This window comes from Amycolatopsis sp. NPDC049691 (assembly GCF_040675005.1).
Classification (GTDB): domain Bacteria; phylum Actinomycetota; class Actinomycetes; order Mycobacteriales; family Pseudonocardiaceae; genus Amycolatopsis.
The window spans coordinates 160,765-180,456 of the sequence record NZ_JBFANX010000005.1 but is presented as its reverse complement, the minus strand read 5'-3'; the positions used below and the strand labels follow the sequence as shown (position 1 = coordinate 180,456).

Here is a 19,692-nt window from a genome sequence, read left to right as displayed (position 1 = left end):
GGGGACCTCCCCGTGGTTCTCGAAGCCGCGGGCCTCACCAAGCACTTCCCGGTGCGGCGACGCGGGCGCGCGGCGCTGGCCGGCCCGCGCCGCGCCGTCCAGGCCGTCGACGACGTCACCCTGACGCTGCGCCGGGGCCGGGTCACCGCGCTGGTCGGCGAGTCCGGGTCCGGCAAGTCGACCGTCGCCCGCCTGCTCGCGGGCCTCTACCCGCGCACCGGCGGCGACATCCGGCTGCACGGCGAGACCGTGGACATCAAGCACGGCAAAGCGTTCCGCGCCTACGCGCGGCGGGTCCAGATGATCTTCCAGGACCCGTTCGCGTCGCTGAACCCGGTGCACACCGTGCGCTACCACCTGACGCGAGCGCTGAAGATCCACGGCCGCGCGGGCGACGACCTCGAGAAGTCGTTGCACGAACTGCTTTCCCGCGTCCAGCTGACCCCGCCCGAGCGGTACGTCGACAAGTTCCCGCACGAGCTCTCCGGCGGCCAGCGCCAGCGCGTCGCGATCGCGCGGGCGCTCGGCGCCGACCCGGAGGCCCTGCTGGCCGACGAGCCGGTGTCCATGTTGGACGTCTCCATCCGGCTCGGCGTGCTGAACCTGTTGCGGGACCTCAAGGAACGCCTGCACCTGGCGATCCTGTACATCACGCACGACATCGCGTCCGCGCGCTACTTCGCCGACGAGACGATGGTGATGTACGCGGGCCGGATGGTCGAGGGCGGCGACAGCGAGACCGTCACGCAGCACCCGGCGCACCCGTACACGCGGCTGCTCATCGACTCCGCGCCCGACCCGGACCGGATCGCGGGCGGCGCCGACGCCGCCGAGGCGCCGGCCGAACGCGGGTCCGGCGAGCCGCCGAGCCTGATCGACCCGCCGTCCGGCTGCCGGTTCCACCCGCGCTGCCCGGTCGCGATGGAACGCTGCAAGAGCGACCTGCCGCCGCGGTTCGAGGTCGACGACGCGCCCGGCCACTGGGCCGCGTGCTGGCTGTACGACGGGGCCGCCCGATGAGGTACCTGCTGCAACGGCTGGCCTTCTACGTCTTCACGGCCTGGGCCGCCGTCACCATCAACTTCTTCATCCCGCGGATGATCCCGGGCGACCCCGTGCAGTCGCTGATCGCGAAGAACCAGGGCATGATCAGCCAGGACGCGGTGCAGTCGCTGTACGTCCTGTTCGGACTGGACAAGGACGAAAGCCTGATCTCCCAGTACTTCCACTACTGGGGCCAGCTCTTCCGCGGCGACCTCGGGATCTCGTTCACGTTCTTCCCGACGCCGGTGTCCGACCTGCTCGGCGACAGTCTGCCGTGGACGATCATCCTGGTCGGCATCACCACGATCGTCGGCTTCGCGCTCGGCACCGGGCTCGGCGTGGTCGCCGGCTGGAAGCGCGGCTCGTGGGTCGACGGCCTGCTGCCGGTGACGACGTTCCTCTCGTCGATCCCGTACTTCTGGCTCGGCCTGATCGCGTTGACGCTGCTGGCCGGCCCGGGCAGCTTCTTCCCGTCGTCCGGCGGGTACGACCCCGGCACCATCCCGGGCTGGGACGGCACGTTCATCGGCAGCGCCATCCAGCACAGCCTGCTGCCGGCGCTGACCATCCTGATCAGCTCGATGGGCAGCTGGATCCTGGGCATGCGCAACATGATGGTCACCGTCGCGTCGGAGGACTACGTGACGGTCGCGCACGCCAAGGGCCTGCCCGAGCGCCGGGTGATGGTCGGGTACGCGGCGCGCAACGCGTTGCTGCCCAGCGTGTCCGGCTTCGCGCTGGCACTCGGGTTCATCGTCGGCGGCACGCTGCTGGTGGAGATCGTCTTCTCCTACCCGGGCGTCGGCTACCAGCTGTTCCAGGCGGTCGGTTCGCAGGACTACCCGCTGATGCAGGGCATCTTCCTGATCATCACGCTGTCGGTGCTGGTGGCGAACCTGTTCGCCGACGTCGCGTACCTCGCGCTCGACCCGCGCACCCGGAAGGAGGGCTGACATGGCCGTACCCGCGGCGGACGTCAAAGCCGCCCAGGCCCTCCCCGTCGACGCGGTCGCCGGCCGCACGAAACGGCGGCGGTTCCGCTTCCTGACCGGCGGCAAGACGGTCACCGGGCTCGCCGTCATCGTCTTCTTCGTGGTGATCGCGGTGATCGGCGAATGGATCGCGCCGTACGACCCGTCGGCGCGCAGCAACGACCTGATGGAAGCGCCGTCGGCGCGCCACTGGTTCGGCACCACCCACCTCGGGCAGGACATCTTCAGCCAGGTCGTGGTCGGCACGCGCAGCGTCATGCTGGTCGGGCTGACCGCCGGGATCGTGGCGACGATCCTCGCGGTGCTCGTCGGCGTGACGTCCGGCTACCTCGGCGGGACGCCCGGCGAAGGGCTGTCCGCACTGTCCAACGTGTTCCTCGTGATCCCGGCGCTGCCGCTGATCATCATCATCGGCAGCGCGGTGCCCACCGGCGGCGACTACCTGGTGGCCGTCATCATCGGCTTCACGTCGTGGGCGTGGGGCGCGCGGGTCCTCCGAGCGCAGACGCTTTCGCTGCGTGGCCGGGAATACGTCGAAGCGGCGCGGGCGACCGGCGAGTCGACGTGGCGGATCATCTTCTTCGAGATCATGCCGAACCTGACCGCGGTGATCGCGTCCAGCTTCGTCGGCACGGTGATCTTCGCCGTGATGTCGGAGATCACGCTCGCGTTCGTCGGCGTCTCGGGGCTGTCCAACTGGAACTGGGGCACGATCCTGTTCTGGGCGCAGAGCCAGCAGGCCCTCGCGCAGGGCGCGTGGTGGTGGTTCGTGCCGGCCGGGCTGGCGATCGCGATCCTCGGCACCGCGCTGTCCCTGCTCAACTTCGGCATCGACGAGTTCGTCAGCCCGCGGCTGCGCGGCAGCGGCAAGGCCCGCGTCAAGGGCGCCGACGGGCGGACGCATCGCATGCGCGTGGGCTTCACGCCCGTGCTCGGGCGGGAGGAACAGCCATGATGGACCCGGTCCTGGAGATCAAGGGCCTCGACGTCGACTACGGCGTCGGCGACGAGGCCGTGCGCGCGGTCCGGGACGTGCACCTGACGCTGCACCGCGGCGAAGTCCTCGGCCTGGCCGGGGAAAGCGGCAGCGGGAAGTCCACTTTGGCCTACGGGCTGACGCGGCTGCTCGCGCCGCCGGGCGTGATCCGCGGCGGCCAGGTGATCTACCACCCCGCGGACGGCGAGCCCTACGACGTCCTTCGCCTGACGGACAAGCAGCTCCGGGACTTCCGGTGGGCGGAGACGTCCATCGTGTTCCAGGGCGCGATGAACTCGCTGAACCCGGTGCACAAGGTCGTCACGCAGCTCGTCGACGTCATCAAGGCGCACGAGCCGCGGTCGACCCGCGCGAGCCGCGTGGCGCGGGCTCGCGACCTGCTCAAGCTGGTCGGGATTTCGGCCGACCGGCTGGAGGCGTACCCGCACCAGCTCTCGGGCGGCATGCGCCAGCGCGTGATGATCGCGATGGCGCTGGCGCTCGAACCGCGGATCGTCATCATGGACGAGCCGACGACCGCGCTCGACGTCGTCATGCAGCGGCAGATCCTCGGCCAGCTCGTGGAACTGCGCGAACGGCTGGGCTTCTCGGTCCTGTTCATCACGCACGACCTTTCGCTGCTGGTCGAGTTCTCGGACCGGATCGCGATCATGTACGGCGGCCGGATCGTCGAGCAGGCGCCGGCGGCCGATCTTTACCAGGACGCGCTGCACCCGTACAGCCACGGCCTGCTGAACTCGTTCCCCGCGCTGCGCGGGCCCCGGCGGGAGCTGGCCGGGATCCCGGGGTCGCCGCCGGACACGCGCGGGATGCCGCCCGGCTGCGCGTTCCACCCCCGGTGCCCCAAGGCCTTCGAGCCGTGCGACTCGAAGGTGCCGGTGCTGGGCCTGCCCGGTGGCGAACCGTCGCGGGAAGTGGCTTGCTTCCTGCACCCGGTCGCGACCCCCTGAACGCCGTCTGTCCTATCCGGTCGACCTGGAGGAGACCCGCCTTGACCGAGACCACCGCCGCGACCGCCGAACAGCAGGCGCTGATCGACACCTTGCCGCCGGACTTCCGCTGGGGCGTGGCCACCGCCGCGTACCAGATCGAAGGCGCGGTCGCGGAAGACGGGCGTACTCCGTCCATTTGGGACACTTTTTGCCAGGTCCCGTGGGCGATCGACAACGGTGACAACGGTGACATCGCCTGCGACCACTACCACCGGATGCCGTCGGACATCGAGCTCGTGCGCGAGCTCGGCGCGGACACCTACCGGTTTTCCGTGGCCTGGCCCCGGGTCCAGCCGCGGGGCCGCGGCGGCGTCAACGAGGCCGGGATCGGGTTCTACGACCGGCTGGTCGACGAGACGCTGAACCGCGGCATCACGCCGTGGCTGACGCTGTACCACTGGGACCTGCCGCAGGAGCTGGAGGACGCGGGCGGCTGGCCGGCGCGCGACACGGCGTACCGGTTCGCGGACTACGCGATGCTGGTGTTCGACCGGCTCTCCGACCGGGTCCGCCACTGGACGACGCTGAACGAGCCGTGGTGTTCGGCGATGCACGGGTACGTGCACGGCGTGATGGCGCCGGGGCGGCGGGACTACGCGGCGGGGTTGCACGCGGTGCACCACCTGCTGCTGGGCCACGGCCTCGCGGTGCAGCGGATGCGCGAGGCGGCGCCGGCGGACACGGAGTTCGGCATCACGCTGAACATGTGCACGGCGGACCCGGTGACGGACTCCCCGGAGGACGTCCGCGCGGCGCGGCAGGCGGACGGGCTCGGCGTCCGGATCTACCTGGACCCGCTGGTCCACGGCCGGTACCCGGCCGACGTGGTGGACGACCTGGCCTCGCGCGGGGTCCGCCTCCCGGTCCAGGACGGCGACCTCTCGGTGATCTCGACCCCGCTGGACTTCCTCGGCGTGAACTACTACTTCGGCCAGCAGTTCTCGGGCGTGGACGAGAACGGCTCGTCCGTGGACGAGGACGGGGCACCGGCGTCGCGGGTGGTCCCGTTCGGCGAGCCGACGACGGCGATGGGCTGGGAGATCCTGCCGGGCAAGTTCACGGAACTGCTGACGCGCCTGGGCCGTGACTACCCGGGCCTGCCGATGTACATCACGGAGAACGGCTCGGCGTTCGACGACGACCCGGACTCGTCGGGTTTCGTCCGCGACGAGCAGCGCACGGCGTACCTGGCGTCGCACATCGCGGCCGTGGCGGCGGCGCGTGAGGCCGGGGCGGACGTGCGCGGGTACTTCGCGTGGTCCCTTTTGGACAACTTCGAGTGGGCGTACGGGTACGCGAAGCGGTTCGGGCTGATCCGGGTGGACTACGAGACGCAGGAGCGCACGATCAAGCAGAGCGGCTACTTCTACCGCGACACGGTCCGGCGGGTCCGCGGCAGCTGAGCAAGATCACCTGATCGGGGGTGGGGTACGCCCCACCCCCGCGTCGGTGGTGCGCACCATGGTTGGCGCCGCTCGCCAACCCCTAACGTCGGCTGGGACGGAATCCGACGACGGAGGGGAACCATGGCAGTCCGAACCGCGGCCCGGCCCGTACCTCAGGCGACGCGAAAGTCCTGGTGGCAGCGTCCGTGGATCGGTCCGCTCGCCCTGCTCGTGCTGGCCTTCCTGTCCTTCTCCTTGCCCCCGTATCTGGCGCTCGACCCCGCTCGATCGCGCGTCCCGCAGCCCGAAGGATTCCCGGCGCACTACTGGTTCCTCGTCGGGCACGTCATCTTCGGTTCGATCGCCATGGGCGGTGCGGTCCTGCAGATCTGGCCCTGGCTGCGGCGGACGCACCCGGTGATCCACCGCAACGTCGGCCGCGCGTACGTCTTCGCCGGCGTGCTGCCCTCCGGGCTGATGGCCCTCACCATCGGGTCGCAGAGCCCGTTCGGGCCGGTCACCCGCGTCAGCGACGTGCTCGCCGCCGTCCTGTGGATCGGGTGCACCATCGCCGGCTGGCGGGCGGTGCGCGAGCGGCGCTTCGGCGACCACCGCAAGTGGATGATCCGCAGCGTGACGCTGACCTTCTCGATCATCGTCAACCGGGTGATCTCGCCGATCGCGATGATCGTGCTGGAACCCCAGATCCCGACCACCTTCGGCGGCAGCGAACTCGCCTACAGCCAGAGCGTCGGGGCGATCTCCGCGTGGGGCGGGCTGGCGTTCGCGGTGATCGTCAGCCAGCTGATCCTGGAGCGGCGGCCCGCGAAGAAGCCGGCCGCCGTGCGATGACGGCGACGCTGCCGGACGCGAGACCGGGCAAGATGTGGGTTCCCCGACGAGACCGCGCTCTTCCAGGCCGCGGCGACCCCGGCCGGCACGCTGAGCCTGCTCAGCCAGTGGTGGCTGGACCGCTCGTCCGCGACGAAGCCAGCCAGCGTGCGATGATCGTCCGCTGGATCTCCGACGCCCCTTCGTAGATGCGTGGCGCGCGGACCTCGCGGTACAAGTGCTCCAGCAGGTGCCCGCGTCGCAGGGCGCGGGCGCCGTGCAGCTGCACCGCCGAGTCGACGACGAACTGGGCCGCCTCCGTCGCGAACAGCTTCGCCATCGCCGCGCGGCCGCCCAGGTTCCGCTCGCCCGCGTCGTACGCTCCCGCGGCCGCGTAGACCAGCAGGCGCGCCGCTTCCGTGCGCGTGGCCATCTCGGCGAGCGTGTGGGCCACCGCCTGCTGCTTGATCAGCGGACCGCCGAACGCCTCCCGTTGGCTCGTATGAACAACAGTGGCGTCCAGCGCGGCCTGCGCCATTCCGACGGCGAACGCGCCGACGCTCGGGCGGAACAGGTCCAGCGTGCGCATCGCCACCGCGAACCCGCGGTTCTCCTCGCCGAGCAGCTCCTCGCGCCGGACCTCGACGCCGTCGAACGTGACCGTGCCGATCGGGTGCGGGCTCACCAGGTCCAGGTGCTCGCCGCCCAGGCCGGGGCGGTCGGCCGGGACGACGAACGCGCTGACCCCGCGCGAACCGGCGCCCGGGGTGGTGCGCGCGAACACCGTGTAGAAGTCGGCCTCCGGGGCGTTGGAGATCCACATCTTGGAGCCGGTCAAGCGCCAGCCGTCGCCGTCGGCTTCCGCGGACAGGGACAGCGCCGCCGCGTCGGAACCCGCGTCCGGCTCCGTCAGCGCGAACGCCGCCACCGCGTCGCCGGCCGCCACCGCGGGCAGCCACTTCGCGACCTGGCTGTCCTGTCCGGACTGCAGGATCGGGTAGCTTCCCAGTCCCTGCAACGCGAGCGCCGTCTCGGCCTCGGTGTTCACCGTGGCCAGGTTCTCCCGCAGGATGCACAGGTCGGTCGCGGCCGCCTGGCGGGACGGCGACCCCGAAGCGACGCCGGGGAAGAGCCGCGCGAGCAGGCCGAGCGCGCCCATCTCCTTGAGGAGCGGCCGGTTCACCGCACCCTCCACACCGGACTCGGCGAGCGGGCGCAGCTGCTCCGCGCCCACCCGCCGCACCTCCGCGGCGAACGCCTGCTGGTCGGGGTCGAGGGTGAAGGTCATGACGAGGCTCCCGGTCGCCAGCGGGCGTGGGCGGTTCCCGTCGGCCCCGAACGGACGAGGTCGAGCCGCGGCTCCGGCCCGTCGCTGCGGCCGGTCTGGGGCTTGCGGCTGCCGGCGGCGAACGGCTTCGGCCACGGCATCGGGTACCCCTGCTCGGCCGCCGCGTGCAGTGTCCACTGTGGATCGTAGAGGTGGGTGCGGCCCAGTGCGCAGAGGTCGGCGCGGCCGGCCAGGATCAGCGAATTGACGTCGTCGTACGACGAGATCGCGCCGACCGCGATCACCGCTATCCCGTACTCCTCGCCGATCTCGTTGCGGATCCGGTCGGCGTACGGCGTCTGGTAGCTGCGACCGTACTGCGGGCGTTCTTCGCTGACGACCTGACCGGTCGAGACGTCGATGCCCGCGGCGCCGTGGGAGGCGAACGCGCGCGCGATCTCGACGGCGTCGTCGGCGTCGATGCCGCCCTCGCACCAGTCGGTCGCCGAGATCCGGACGGTCATCGGCCGCTCGGCGGGCCAGGCGGCACGCACGGCGTCGAAGACTTCCAGCGGGAACCGCAGCCGGTTCTCCAGTGAGCCGCCGTAGGAATCCGTCCGCCGGTTCGTCAGCGGCGAGAGGAACGACGACAGCAGATAGCCGTGCGCGCAGTGCAGTTCGAGGACGTCGAACCCGGCGCGGGCGGCGGCCTCCGCGCACGAGACGAACTGCGCCCGGATCTCCGCGAGTTCCGCTGTGGACAGTTCGCGCGGGACCTGGTTCCGCGGGGAGTACGGCAGCGCCGAGGGCCCGCAGACTTCCCAGTTGCCCGAGGGGAGCGGTTCGTCGATGCCGTCCCACATCAGCTTCGTCGAACCCTTGCGCCCCGAGTGTCCCAATTGGACGCCGATGCGGGCCGGGGACTGCGTGTGCACGAAGTCGACGATCCGCTTCCAGGCCGCTTCCTGTTCGGCGGTGTACAAGCCACCGCAGCCGGGCGTGATCCGGCCTTCGGGGGACACGCACACCATCTCGGTCATCACCAGCCCGGCGCCGCCGAGGGCCTTGCTGCCCAAGTGCACCAGGTGGAAATCGCCGGGCACGCCGTCCACGGCGGAGTACATGTCCATGGGGGAGACGATGATCCGGTTCGGCAGTTCCAGCGAGCCGAGCTTGAACGGCTGGAACATCGGCGGCCGCGACGTCGTCCCGAGCGACCGTGCGAACCAGTGGTCCAGCTCGGCCGCGAACTCCGGGTCGCGCAGGCGGAGGTTGTCGTGGGTGACCCGGCGGCTGCGCGTGAGGATGTTGAACGCGAACTGCGGCGGCTCCTGGTGGGTGTACTGCGCGATGTTCTCGAACCACTCCAGGCTGGCCTGCGCGGCCCGCTGCGTCGACTGGACCACCGGCCGCCGTTCCAGCTCGTAGGCCTTCAACGCCGCCGCGACACCGTCGTTTTCGTGCAGGCAGGCGGCCAGCGCGAGCGCGTCCTCCATCGCCAGCTTCGTGCCGGAGCCGATCGAGAAGTGCGCGGTGTGCGCCGCGTCGCCGAGCAGGACGACGTTGTCGTGCACCCACGTCTCGCAGCGCACGGTGCCGAACGAAACCCACTTGGAGTTGTTCGCCATGATCCGGTGCCCGCCCAGGATGTCCGCGCACAGCTCGCGGATCAGCGCGATGGACTTCTCGTCGCTCTCGCCCGGCGGGAGCGACGTCGCCGCGATCGGGCCGAACGTCCGCTGCCAGACGTCCTCCTGCACCTCCAGGATGAACGTGCTGCCGTCGCGGCCGTACGGGTAGCCGTGGACCTGCATGATCCCGGCCGGCGTCTCGAGGACGTAGAACTTGAAGGCGTCGAACACGAGGTCCGTGCCGAGCCAGATGTAGCGGCAGCGGCGGGTCTCGACGCTCGGCCGGAACGTCTCGGCGTACCGGGCCCGGATCGCGGAGTTGACGCCGTCGGCGGCGATGACGAGGTCGTAGCCCGAGAGGTCGGCCGGCGCCTCTTCCCGGAAGTGCAGGCCGACGCCGAGTTCGGCGCAGCGGCTCTGCAGGATGCCGAGCAGGCGCTTGCGGCTCATCGCGGCGAAGCCGTGGCCGCCCGAGGTGGTCACGGTGCCGCGGTAGTGGACGTCGATGTCGTCCCAGCGGGCGAACTCGGCCTTCATGGCTTCGTGCACCGCCGGATCGGCGTGCTCGATGCCGCCGAGCGTCTCGTCGGAGAACACGACGCCGAAGCCGAAGGTGTCGTCCGGCGCGTTGCGTTCCCAGACGGTGATTTCGTGACCGGGACCGAGCTGCTTCGCCAGCGCGGCGAAGTACAGACCCGCCGGGCCGCCACCGATGACCGCGATACGCACGCCGTCGAGGATATGTCGTCGGCGGTACGACCGTCAATAACGCGAAAGATGGCGTACGGTGTGCCGCATGGAACGCATCAACCCGCCGGAGCTGGGCAAGCCGTCCGGGTTCTCGCACGCGGTGGTGGCCGAGGGCCGCGTCGTCTTCCTCGCCGGCCAGACGGCGCTGGACGCGTCGAACAGGATCGTCGGCGACGGCGTGGTCGAGCAGTTCGAGCGCGCGCTCGGCAACCTGCTGACGTCGCTGCGCGCGGCCGGCGGCACGCCGGAGGACCTGTGCAGCGTGACGATCTACATCGTCGACATGGCGGACTACCGGGCCCACGCACGCGAGATCGGCGCGGTGTGGAAACGGCTCGCGGGCACGGAGTACCCGGCGATGGCGGGCATCGGAGTCTCCCGGCTGTGGGACGAAGAGGCGCTGGTCGAGGTCCAGGGCTTCGCGGTCGTCAGCCGAGGTTGATCGACTTCGCGACGAACGCGCGGGCCGGGTCCTCCAGCTGGGCGTGCAGTTCGAAGAACAGGTCGGCCGCGCGGATGCCGGACCAGTCGCGGGGCAGGAACTCCGCGGGCAGACCCGGGTCGAGGTAGGGCATCCGCCGCCAGCCGGTCAGGACCCGGACGTAGTCGGCGAACGCCTGCTCGTCGGTCACCGACCCGCGGCGCAGCGCCGGGCCGTGCTCGTCGAGGAACGTCGTGTACAGCTCGTCGAGCCGGTCGAGGTCCCACCAGTCGCGGACCTTCGCCCGGACGTCGCCGAAGGCCAGGTGGTCGGCGCGGAACAGGTCGGCGTAGCCGGCCAGGCCGAGCCGGGTCAGTGCCTCCTCGGTGGCCGCGTGCAGGTGGGCCGGGGCGATCCAGACGCCGGAGGCGGCCGTGCCGAAACCCATCCGGGCGAGCTGCGTGCGCAGCAGGTGCCGCTTGTGCCGCTCGGTCTCCGGCACCGAGAACACCGCGAGCAGCCAGCCGTCGGCCGGGGTCGCGCGCCCGCGGCGGAAGATGCGCTCGTCGCCCTCGCGCAGGATCTCGCGGGCGTCGTCGGACAGTTCGTAACCCGCGGTCGCGCCGCGGCGCACCGCTTGGAGGATCCCGCGCCGCTTCAGCCGGGAGATCGACGAGCGCACGGCGGGCTCGTCGACGCCGACGACGGCCAGCAGGTCGATCAGCGAGGCGACCGAGAGCCAGCCGCCCTCGGTGCGCGAATAGAGGCCGTACACCGTCACGATGAGCTGGCGAGGCTGGGCCGCACGGCCGGAGCCGTCCAGTTCGGTTGCCTCGGGTACGGCCGTCATCGGGCCACAATAACGCCTGGGCCGCTTCCCGGGATACGCCTCCCGGAGCCCCTTCGGGTGCCCGGAGGGGCACGAACCGCGCGACGCCGTAACCACCGCGGCCGGCGGCCCGACTCATCCGGCAAGGCGTCCGTGGATCCCGGCACCTCCGCCCGTCGACAGGAGGACGACCATGCCCACGAGCCAGAACGGCTACTCGGCCCCGATCACCCCGGTGAACCGGGCCCTGCCGGGTGGCGAGGTCGCGCTTCGCGCCGGCCCGGCCGGCGACCTGCTGGCGTGGGTGGGCCGCCAGTTCCACGCGCTGGTCGAGCCGCTGGCCTGGCCCGGCTGCTGGGGCTACGCCAACCGCAAGGTGATCGGGTCCACCGACCTGTCCAACCACGCCAGCGGAACCGCACTCGACCTCAACGCCCCCGCGCACCCGCTCGGCTCGGACCCCGCCGCGAGTTTCCGGCCCGGCCAGCTCGCCGCCGTCCACGCCATCGTCGCCCGCACCGAAGGGTGTGTGCGCTGGGGCGGGGACTACACGGGCAGGCGGGACCCGATGCACTTCGAAATCGTCGCCGGCGAAGCGCGGTGCGCCGCGGTGCTGACGAAGCTCGCCGCCGCCGGCGGTGCGGCCGCGATGACAGGAGATGAGGACATGACCCCCGACCAGAGCCGCAAACTCGACGAAGTGGTCGAACAGCTGACCGGCAGCCGCGAAGCCGACCACTACCCGGGCTGGCAGTCGTTGAAGTACCCGGACGACCCGAAGGCCCGCGCGACCGTCACCGACTTCATCCGGCACATCGACGAGAACCTGATCAACACCACGGCCCGGGTGGACGACGTCGAGCGGAAGCTCGACGAGGTGCTGGCGCTGCTCAAGGAAAAGGGCTAGCGGTCCCGTCCTCGCGCCACGACGACGACTCGCGCGCCGATCGCTCCGCTACGATTTCGCCGCGATGCTGCCAGCCACCAAGGGGATCTTCGACCGGCTCACCCGCCGCGGCCGCCTGATGTCCAAGCGGACCTGCGACCGGCAGGGCCACGTGCTGCGCGACGGGCGGTTCCTGTTCCGGACGCCGACCGCGTGGGAGTACGCCGCCGCCGTCGCCTGCGGCAGTGATCCCGCCGCCCAGCGGTGGCTCGGCTGGCAGGCCGACTCCATCGTGGCGCGGGGCGCGCGGGCCGACGCGTTGCGCGTCGTTCCCGGCACCGGCCCCGACTGGGTGTCGCCCGATCCGCAGTCGGTCGACCTGGTGATGATCGACGTCGAGGCCAACCGGTGCGTCGGCCTGGTGAGCGTGCACACCGGCGAGGACGGTGGCCCGGAGACCGGCGGCTACCTCGCGCCGGACTACCGCGGCCGCGGCAACGGCCGGGTCCTCTTCGCGGCCGGCCTGACGCTGGCGCACGACCACCTCGGCCTGCCGCGGGTCCGCGCCGGTGCCGAGGTCGGCAACATCGCGAGCGCGCGCTCGCTGCAGGCCGCCGGGCTCGCGCGCGTCGCCGGGCCGCCGACGTACCGGCTGCCGGACGGCCGCGTCACCGAGGCCTGGTGGTTCGAGCACGCCGTGCCGCGGGTGACGCGGTGCGGGGGCCCGCAGGCCACTTGGTTCCCGGCTTCGCTCCTGTAAAAGGTTCGGCCGGCGCCGACGTTTTCCGTGGCTACCTTCGCCGTATGACTTCGCTTTCCGCTCCGGTTTCGCCTGTGCCCGTCGACGTTCCGCCGGGGAGCGTCGCCTGGCTGCGGGCGACGGTTTCCCGCTTCAGCAATGGTTCCGACCACGCCCGCCGACGCGCGCTCGCCGTTTCGCTGCTGGCCGGGGTGGACCCGGAGGTGTTGCGGCGCAAGGCATCCGAAACGGCCGGCGGCGACCCGCGGCTGGTCGTCGTCGGGGTGCTCGCGGAGGAACTCGGCTTGCCGGTGGTGCCTTCGGACGTCGTGGCGGTCGCGGCCGGCTACCACCCGCACGTGCCGTCGTCCGCGGAAGCCGAGGCGGCGCTGGGCCGGCTGGTGACGGCGTGCGGTGGGATCGCCGACGAGCTCGTCGCCGCGCGGATCTGCCTGCTGGTCCAGGCCTGCGAAGCCACCGCCGGGCTGATCGGCAAGGCGGTTCCGTTGGTGCGGGCGGGAAAGCGGCCCGAGGACGCGGTGGCGGAAGTGCTGCGCGCGGACCCGCCGGTGCCGCACACCCGCCGCCGCGTGCACGGCGAGGACGTCTTGGTGCCGCTGGCCGGGACGCCGTTCGGCACGGGCCCGCGCGAATGCCCGGGGCCGGCGCACGCGATCGCGCTCGCGACGGGCGTGCTGCGGGCGACCCGCGGCTGACCCCTCGGCGGGTTCTGCTACTAATTACGCCCTCATCTTCTTGGGGGAAGGCGTAGGAAATGCTGTATTTGGATGGCCTGCTGGGCTTCGTCACGCTCGGGCTGTGGATCTTCTGCCTGGTCGACGTGATCACGACGGACGAGTTCTCCTGCCGCAACCTGCCGAAGGGCTTGTGGCTGCTGGTCGTGCTGGTGGTGCCGCTGGTGGGGTCGATCGTCTGGCTGGTGGCGGGCCGTCCGCAGCAGGCGGCGCGGGCGCGCGGGCCGTACGAGCGGAACGCGCCGGCGTACCCGGAGTACGACCGTCCGGGCCGGTTCGCGGCCGGGAACCCGGACGACGACGAAGAGTTCCTCCGCAAGTGCCGCGAACGCGCGGAGGCGCAGCGCAAGCTGGCCCGCGAGAAGCGCGCGGAGGACTGACCTAGCAGGCCGGGCCTTCGCACGTCCCGCGTTCGTAGGCCTCCAGGGTCGAGATCACCAGCTGGCGCTCGGCGGGCGTCAACGGCGCCAGCGCGTCGCTCCACGCCCGCGCGCCGCGCGCCAGCCACTCGTCGACCGCCGGGCGCTTGTCCGGCGTGATGCTCACGATCGTGCGGCGGCGGTCGGCCGGGTCCTCGTCGCGGTTCAGCACGCCCTGGCGGCTGAGGTCGCCGACCATCAGGCTGGCCGTCGTCGGCGCGACCTCGAGCCGGCCCGCCAGCTCGGTGACCGTCATCGGGCCGTCGAACAGCAGGTACGACAGCAGCGACAGGTGGCGCGGCGCGAGCGCGCAGCCGTCCAGCTCCTTGGGCACCGGCGTCCGCTTCGCGCGGCCCACCAGGCGCGGCATCAGCAGCAGGAGCCGGCGCACACCGTCCTCGACACTCGGTCCGGCCTCCGTTGACACCGCCTACCTCCCCTCGGTAGCTTTGTTTGCAAAGCAAACGCTTCGGGTCGTCCCGAGCGTACTCCACGCCAGGTCGAGCGTACCGGCCAGAACAGGGGAATCCATGACCGCGCCAGCCGACATGAACGCGTTCAACAACCAGGTCGTCGAGGAGTTCCGCGCCAACAACGGTGTGGTCGGTGGCATGTTCGAGGGCAAGAACGTGCTCCTGCTCACGACGATCGGCGCGAAGAGCGGGCAGGAGCGCCTGTCGCCGCTGGTCTACACCCGCGACGGCGACCGCTACGTGATCGCCGCCTCCATGGGCGGCGCGCCGAAGAACCCGGCCTGGTTCCACAACCTCGTCGCCAACCCGAAGGTCACCGTCGAGGTCGGCGGCGAGAAGTTCGAGGCCACGGCCACCGTGATCGAAGACCGCGCCGAGCGCGACCGCCTGTACGCCGGCATGGTCGCGCACGCCGAGGGCTTCGCCGACTACGAGAAGAAGACCACGCGGGTCATCCCGATCGTCGTCCTCGAGCGCTGACGCTCAGCCGAACCGCCCGGCCGGGTCGTACTTCGCCTTGAGTCGCTCCAGCCGGGCGCGGTCGCCGGCCGGGAAGGCCGCGGCCAGGTCCCCGGCCGGGTGCGCGCCGTAGAGGAACGGCAGCAGTCGGCCGGTCGACCACGGCGCCAGCGCGTCGAACAGCTTCGCGTGCGCGCGGCGGACCGTGTCGACGTCGTCCTCGACGACCGACAGCGCCCGCACCACGAACTCCGCCGCCGAGTCCCAGCCGACGCCGTCGGTTTCCCGCCGGGCCAGCTCGCCGCCCAGCCGGTCGATGATCAGCACCGTCTCCACCGGCGCGCCCGGGCCCGCGTGGTCGACGATCGCCGCCAGCATCGCGTCGTTCAGCACCTCCACCGTCGCGTTCGTCCCGTGGTACGGGTGCGGGTGCGGCGGGTCGCTCGCGATCGACCCGGAATCGGTGTACGGCAACCGCTTCAGCGTGTCCAGCAGCACCGGCGCCGCCGTCCGCAGCGGCTCGACGAGCTGGTCGCCGTCCTCGCCGAGGTAGGCGATCCGGACGCATCCCACGTGCTTGCCGCGGATCGGCGCGGGCAGGAACGGCAGGTCGGGCAGCGGGACCACCGCGATCGACGTCGTCAGCTCGTCGGGCGCGGTCACTGCCCATGTCCGCCACGCGCGCAGCACCGCGGGCAGGTCGGCGGTGTCGAAGTACAGCCCGCCGCCGTACAGCTCGGTCACCTCGACGAGGCCGAACTCCAGCGCCGTCACGACGCCGAAGCCGGCGCGGCCGCCGAGCAGGGCCCAGAAGAGATCGTCTCCCGGCGTCACCGTGCGGGGTTCGCCGTCGGGGGTGACGACGTCGATCGCGCGGACGTGGTCGGCCGCGCGGCCGTAGCGCCGGGCCATCAGCCCGAAGCCGCCGCTGAGCGTGTAGCCGACGACGCCGACGTCGGGAGACGAGCCGCTCAGGGGAGCCAGCCCGTGCTTCGCGGCGGCCTCGATCACCGCGCCCCAGCGGACGCCGGCTTCGACTCGCGCGGTCTTCGCGGCGGCGTCGATCTCGACGCCGGTCATCCGGCGCGTGCTGATGAGCAGGCCGTCGGTGCCTGCGGTCAGGCCGTGCCCGGTCGCCTGGACGGCGACGGCCAGTTCGTGTTCGGCGGCGTACTTGACGGCGGCGGCGACGTCGTCCGCGCTCTCGGCGGCGGCGACCACCGCGGGCCGCGTGGGGACGGACGTCTGGAAGCCGGCGATTTCTTCGGAGTAGCCGTCTTGGCCGGGTCGGAATGTCTGCATGTCTCCAGCTTCGAGCGGTCCCGGCCAGAAGTCCAAGATCTAGATTTTCTGATGCTTAGAATCAGTGCTTATGGAACTGCACCAGCTCGCGTACTTCGTCGCCGTCGCGGAGGAAGGCAGTTTCACGCGCGCGGCCGAGCGGCTGCACGTCGCCCAGCCCGGGGTGAGCGCGCAGGTCAAGCGGCTCGAGCGCGAGCTGGGGCAGGAGCTGCTGGACCGTTCGGGCCGCACGGTCCGGCTCACCGACGTGGGTGCCGCCGCGCTGCCGCACGCCCGGGCCGCGCTGGCGGCGGTGCAGGGGGTCCGCGAAGCCGTCGACGAACTGGCCGGGCTGGTCCGCGGCCAGGTCGCGATCGGCGCGGTGACGTCGGCGGGGCCGGTTCGCCTGCCGGACCTGCTGGCCCGCTTCCATGAGCGCTACCCGGCGGTGGAGATCACGCTCGCCGAGGCGAACTCGGACGCGATGCTGGCGGCCCTGCGCGAAGGCCGGCTCGACCTGGCGGTGGTCGGGCTGGCGACGGACCCGCCGCCGGGCATCGCGACGCAGGTCCTGATCGACGAGCCGTTCGTGGCGGTGACGTCGGGCCTGCTGGCCGGCCGGGCCGAGGTGACGATCGCGGACCTGGCCGGGCTGCCGTTGATGGCGTTGCCGAAGGGCACGGGCCTGCGCACGGCGTTGGACGCGGCGTTCGTGCGGGAGGGACTGACCCCGCGGATCGCGTTCGAGGCGGCCGACCCGAACGTCCTGGTCCAGCTGGCGATGCGGGATCTGGGGGTGGCGGTGGTGCCGGAGTCGCTGGGCCGCTACCACGAAGGCGAGCTGCGGGTCGTCACGATCACCGGGCCCGGGCTGCGGGGCGTGCTCGCGTTGGCCTGGCGGACCGACGGTCCGCTGAGTCCGGCGGCCCGGGCGTTGATCGCGTTCGCCCGGAGCAGCTACCGCTCTTGACACCTCGTCAACAGTGTCGTTCCCTGAAGGGCGTGACCGATACCGCGCTCGAGGACGCTGTCGTCGGGGCGGGGCTGCTGGCCGGCACCGCCAACGTGATCATGCAGCTGGCCCGCGCGCCCGTCGGGTACGGCGTGCTCGAAAGCAAGGTCGACAGCGGGAACCTCTTCCGGCACCCGCTCAAGCGGACGCGGACCACGCTGACCTACCTCGCGGTCGCCTCGATGGGCACCGACGCCGAACGCGCCGCCTACCGCCGCGGCGTCAACGCGGTCCACGCCCAGGTGCGGTCGGGCGCCGAAAGCCCCGTCGCCTACAACGCCTTCGACACCGACCTCCAGCTGTGGGTCGCGGCCTGCCTGTACAAGGGCTTCGAAGACGTCTACCTGGCCTTCGTCGGCGGGGAACCGGCCGCGTTCTACTCCGACGCCGCCCGGCTCGGGACCACGCTGCAGGTCCGCCGGGAGATGTGGCCCGCCGACCGCGCCGCCTTCGAGGAGTACTGGACCGCCGGGGTCGCCGCGACCGCCATCGACGACACCGTCCGCCGGTACCTCACCGACCTCGTCGACCTGCGGTTCCTGCCGTGGCCGGCGGCCGCGCTCGGCCGGCGGTTCAGCCGCTTCGTCACCACCGGGTTCCTCCCGCAGCACTTCCGCGACGAGATGCGGCTGCCCTGGACGGCCGCCGACCAGCGCCGGTTCGAGGCGTTCCTCGCCGCGGTCGGCCGGGTGACGCGCATGCTGCCCGGCCCGCTGCGGCGGTTCCCATACAACCTCTGCCTGTGGGACCTGCGTCGCCGGCTGCGGACCGGACGTCCGCTTGTTTGAGAGTTGACCGCTTCGCACGGGGACGCGAGGGTGGGTCGATGAGCGATGAGGTTCGCCACGGCGTCAAGCTGAGCAGTCTCGACCAGGAGGTCTTCCCCGGTGCGGGGGTGACCAAGCGGGAGTGGCTCGACTACCTCGAAGCCGTCTCCGACCGGATGCTGCCCGAACTGCGCGACCGGCTGCTGACGGTCCTGCGGGTGCTGCGCGGGCAGGGCCCCTTCATGCAGAAGAACCTGCCGAAGTACACACCGGACTGGGTGGCGCGGGTCAGCGTCTGGGCCGAGACGTCCAAACGGGACGTCCACTACGCGCTGTGCAACGACCTCCGCACGCTGATCTGGTTCGGCAACCAGCGGGCGATCGAGTTCCACACGTCGCTTTACCGCGGCGAGCCGGGCAACGGCCCGACGCACCTGATCCTCGACCTCGACCCGCCCGAGGACGGACCGTTCTCGCTGGCGATCGGCGCCGCGAAGCTGGTGCGGGAAGCGTTGCGCAACGACGGTCTCGACGGCGCGGTCAAGACGAGCGGGTCCAAGGGCGTGCACGTCTTCGTGCCACTGGCGCCCGGGCAGGCGATCGAGGACATCGCGGCGGCGACGCGGGCGGTCGCCGCCCGCGCCGAGCGCATCGACCCGGCGCTGGGGACGACGGAGTTCGTCAAGGACCGCCGCGAGGGCAAGGTGTTCCTGGATTCGACGCGCGCGGGCGGCGCGACGGTGGTCTCGGTCTACAGCCCGCGCCACCGGCCGGGCGCGCCCGTGTCGTTCCCGGTGCCGTGGGCCGACCTCGACAGCGTCAAGCCCGCGGACTTCACGGTCCACACGGCCGCGGGGTTGCTCGGCGACGGCGTGGACGCGTGGACGGCGGAGATGCCGGAGCCGTTCGTGCTGCCGGAAGACCTGGTCGCGGAGGGCCACACGATCCCGATCGCCCGGGTGGTGGCGATGCACGAGGGCAAACGCCGCGCCCGGGCCGCCCGCGAATCGGGTTAAGCCGCCTGGTTGTGGCCGCGCCAGGCCGGGCCGTGGAGGCGTCGCGGCAACTGGACGACGGCGACCGGCCGCCGCTCGGCGACCCGGCGGCGGGCCAGCCAGACCGTGTCCCGGCCGAACGACCACACCAGCGCCGCCAGCGCCGCCACCACCACCGCGAACGCGACCGCCCACGGAAGCAGGCCGGACACCGCCACCAGCAGCACGACCCCCTGCACCGCGGCGACCGTCTTGCGGGCCATGCTCGGGTACAGCGGCGCGGTCAGCCACGGCAGCGCCCAGGAAGCCGCGACGAACGCGTACCGCATCAGGCCGATCGCCAGCACCCACAAACCCAGCGAACGGGACACCTGGACGCACAGCAGCAGGATCAGGAACGCGTCGACCTCCATGTCGAACCGCGCGCCGAACTCCGAGGCCGTGCCCGTGCGGCGGGCGACCTGGCCGTCGAAGCCGTCCATCGCCAGTGCCACCGCCACCAGGCCGACCAGCCACCACAGCGGCCTGCCGCCGTCGGCGATCAGCTCGGCCGCGCAGCCCACCAGGACCGCCCTGGCGAACGTGATCCAGTCCGCCGGGCCGAACTTGCCCCGGCCGCTCTGCTTCAGCCCCCAGGCCGTCAGCAGCACCAGCGCGACGCCGTACGCGGCCCCGGTCGCCCAGGCGAGCGGGGAAAGGAAACCGGCCCCTGCGGCGAGCGCCCACACCGGGACCGCCGAGCGTAGGAGAAGTCCGTTCTTGATCAT

Annotated in this window: 21 protein-coding genes; 15 read left to right on the top strand and 6 right to left on the bottom strand. The window is 71.8% G+C overall.

Annotated features, from left to right (window positions below; genetic code table 11):
• The first annotated feature begins 12 nt into the window (after positions 1–12).
• The 6 genes from AB0J40_RS13420 (at position 13) to AB0J40_RS13395 (ending at position 6,262) form a co-directional block, all read left to right on the top strand.
• Positions 13–1,020 carry an ABC transporter ATP-binding protein gene (locus AB0J40_RS13420; RefSeq protein ID WP_364451821.1) on the top strand — a complete coding sequence of 336 codons (1,008 nt, stop codon included), beginning with the start codon at positions 13–15 and terminating at the stop codon, positions 1,018–1,020.
• The gene (locus AB0J40_RS13415) at positions 1,017–1,997 is read left to right on the top strand and encodes an ABC transporter permease (RefSeq protein WP_364451819.1); all 981 of its coding nucleotides are present in this window, start codon (positions 1,017–1,019) and stop codon (positions 1,995–1,997) included. The genes AB0J40_RS13420 and AB0J40_RS13415 overlap by 4 nt, the downstream gene beginning before the upstream one ends.
• Before the next feature lies 1 nt (position 1,998).
• Positions 1,999–2,991, top strand: a complete 993-nt coding sequence (locus AB0J40_RS13410; RefSeq protein WP_364451816.1) for an ABC transporter permease — start codon at positions 1,999–2,001, stop codon at positions 2,989–2,991.
• Positions 2,988–3,983, top strand: a complete 996-nt coding sequence (locus AB0J40_RS13405) for an ABC transporter ATP-binding protein (RefSeq protein WP_364451815.1) — start codon at positions 2,988–2,990, stop codon at positions 3,981–3,983. Before AB0J40_RS13410 ends, AB0J40_RS13405 begins: the two co-directional genes overlap by 4 nt.
• Positions 3,984–4,024: 41 nt before the next feature.
• Positions 4,025–5,428, top strand: coding sequence for a GH1 family beta-glucosidase (locus AB0J40_RS13400; protein WP_364451812.1), 1,404 nt, complete (start codon positions 4,025–4,027; stop codon positions 5,426–5,428).
• Positions 5,429–5,551: 123 nt separating this feature from the next.
• Positions 5,552–6,262 (top strand): DUF2306 domain-containing protein, encoded by a 711-nt coding sequence (locus tag AB0J40_RS13395; protein ID WP_364451809.1) that lies wholly within the window; start codon positions 5,552–5,554, stop codon positions 6,260–6,262.
• 100 nt (positions 6,263–6,362) lie between these two features.
• On the opposite strand, the gene AB0J40_RS13390 is transcribed toward AB0J40_RS13395, so the two are convergent.
• Both AB0J40_RS13390 and AB0J40_RS13385 read right to left on the bottom strand, forming a co-directional pair.
• Positions 6,363–7,529: an acyl-CoA dehydrogenase family protein gene (locus tag AB0J40_RS13390; RefSeq protein WP_364451806.1), complete on the bottom strand. Its 1,167-nt coding sequence runs from the start codon at positions 7,527–7,529 to the stop codon at positions 6,363–6,365.
• A complete protein-coding gene (locus AB0J40_RS13385; protein ID WP_364451803.1) occupies positions 7,526–9,868 on the bottom strand; it encodes a bifunctional salicylyl-CoA 5-hydroxylase/oxidoreductase in 2,343 nt (780 codons plus the stop codon). Before AB0J40_RS13385 ends, AB0J40_RS13390 begins: the two co-directional genes overlap by 4 nt.
• A 67-nt stretch (positions 9,869–9,935) precedes the next feature.
• Here AB0J40_RS13385 and AB0J40_RS13380 point away from each other — a divergent pair, with 67 nt between their 5' ends.
• Entirely contained in the window at positions 9,936–10,331 is a 396-nt protein-coding gene (locus tag AB0J40_RS13380; protein WP_364451802.1) for a RidA family protein, read from the top strand.
• On the opposite strand, the gene AB0J40_RS13375 is transcribed toward AB0J40_RS13380, so the two are convergent.
• Complete coding sequence (locus AB0J40_RS13375) at positions 10,318–11,160, bottom strand: PaaX family transcriptional regulator C-terminal domain-containing protein (protein ID WP_364451800.1); 843 nt, start codon at positions 11,158–11,160, stop codon at positions 10,318–10,320. The two genes, AB0J40_RS13380 and AB0J40_RS13375, sit on opposite strands and share 14 nt — an antisense overlap.
• 172 nt (positions 11,161–11,332) lie before the next feature.
• On the opposite strand from AB0J40_RS13375, the gene AB0J40_RS13370 reads away from it, so the two are divergent.
• From AB0J40_RS13370 to AB0J40_RS13355, 4 genes are all read left to right on the top strand, one after another.
• A complete protein-coding gene (locus AB0J40_RS13370; RefSeq protein WP_364451797.1) occupies positions 11,333–12,046 on the top strand; it encodes a M15 family metallopeptidase in 714 nt (237 codons plus the stop codon).
• A gap of 64 nt (positions 12,047–12,110) precedes the next feature.
• Positions 12,111–12,785: a GNAT family N-acetyltransferase gene (locus AB0J40_RS13365; protein WP_364451795.1), complete on the top strand. Its 675-nt coding sequence runs from the start codon at positions 12,111–12,113 to the stop codon at positions 12,783–12,785.
• Positions 12,786–12,859: 74 nt separating this feature from the next.
• Positions 12,860–13,480 (top strand): hypothetical protein, encoded by a 621-nt coding sequence (locus AB0J40_RS13360; RefSeq protein WP_364451793.1) that lies wholly within the window; start codon positions 12,860–12,862, stop codon positions 13,478–13,480.
• 59 nt (positions 13,481–13,539) lie between these two features.
• A complete protein-coding gene (locus AB0J40_RS13355; RefSeq protein ID WP_364451791.1) occupies positions 13,540–13,899 on the top strand; it encodes a PLDc N-terminal domain-containing protein in 360 nt (119 codons plus the stop codon).
• Position 13,900: 1 nt separating this feature from the next.
• On the opposite strand, the gene AB0J40_RS13350 is transcribed toward AB0J40_RS13355, so the two are convergent.
• A complete protein-coding gene (locus AB0J40_RS13350; RefSeq protein ID WP_364451788.1) occupies positions 13,901–14,365 on the bottom strand; it encodes a MarR family winged helix-turn-helix transcriptional regulator in 465 nt (154 codons plus the stop codon).
• Positions 14,366–14,468: 103 nt separating this feature from the next.
• On the opposite strand from AB0J40_RS13350, the gene AB0J40_RS13345 reads away from it, so the two are divergent.
• A complete protein-coding gene (locus tag AB0J40_RS13345) occupies positions 14,469–14,891 on the top strand; it encodes a nitroreductase family deazaflavin-dependent oxidoreductase (RefSeq protein WP_364451786.1) in 423 nt (140 codons plus the stop codon).
• A gap of 3 nt (positions 14,892–14,894) precedes the next feature.
• On the opposite strand, the gene AB0J40_RS13340 is transcribed toward AB0J40_RS13345, so the two are convergent.
• Positions 14,895–16,172, bottom strand: a complete 1,278-nt coding sequence (locus AB0J40_RS13340; RefSeq protein ID WP_364451783.1) for an FAD-binding oxidoreductase — start codon at positions 16,170–16,172, stop codon at positions 14,895–14,897.
• A gap of 70 nt (positions 16,173–16,242) precedes the next feature.
• Between AB0J40_RS13340 and AB0J40_RS13335 the strand changes: the two genes are divergently transcribed.
• The 3 genes from AB0J40_RS13335 to AB0J40_RS13325 are packed head-to-tail and all read left to right on the top strand — an operon-like array spanning position 16,243 to position 18,946.
• Positions 16,243–17,121, top strand: a complete 879-nt coding sequence (locus AB0J40_RS13335) for a LysR family transcriptional regulator (protein WP_364451780.1) — start codon at positions 16,243–16,245, stop codon at positions 17,119–17,121.
• Positions 17,122–17,153: 32 nt separating this feature from the next.
• Positions 17,154–17,951 (top strand): oxygenase MpaB family protein, encoded by a 798-nt coding sequence (locus AB0J40_RS13330; RefSeq protein ID WP_364451777.1) that lies wholly within the window; start codon positions 17,154–17,156, stop codon positions 17,949–17,951.
• Positions 17,952–17,989: 38 nt separating this feature from the next.
• The gene (locus tag AB0J40_RS13325; protein ID WP_364451774.1) at positions 17,990–18,946 is read left to right on the top strand and encodes an ATP-dependent DNA ligase; all 957 of its coding nucleotides are present in this window, start codon (positions 17,990–17,992) and stop codon (positions 18,944–18,946) included.
• Here the strand turns inward: AB0J40_RS13325 and AB0J40_RS13320 are convergent.
• Positions 18,943–19,692: a CDP-alcohol phosphatidyltransferase family protein gene (locus AB0J40_RS13320; protein ID WP_364451771.1), complete on the bottom strand. Its 750-nt coding sequence runs from the start codon at positions 19,690–19,692 to the stop codon at positions 18,943–18,945. The genes AB0J40_RS13325 and AB0J40_RS13320 overlap by 4 nt on opposite strands.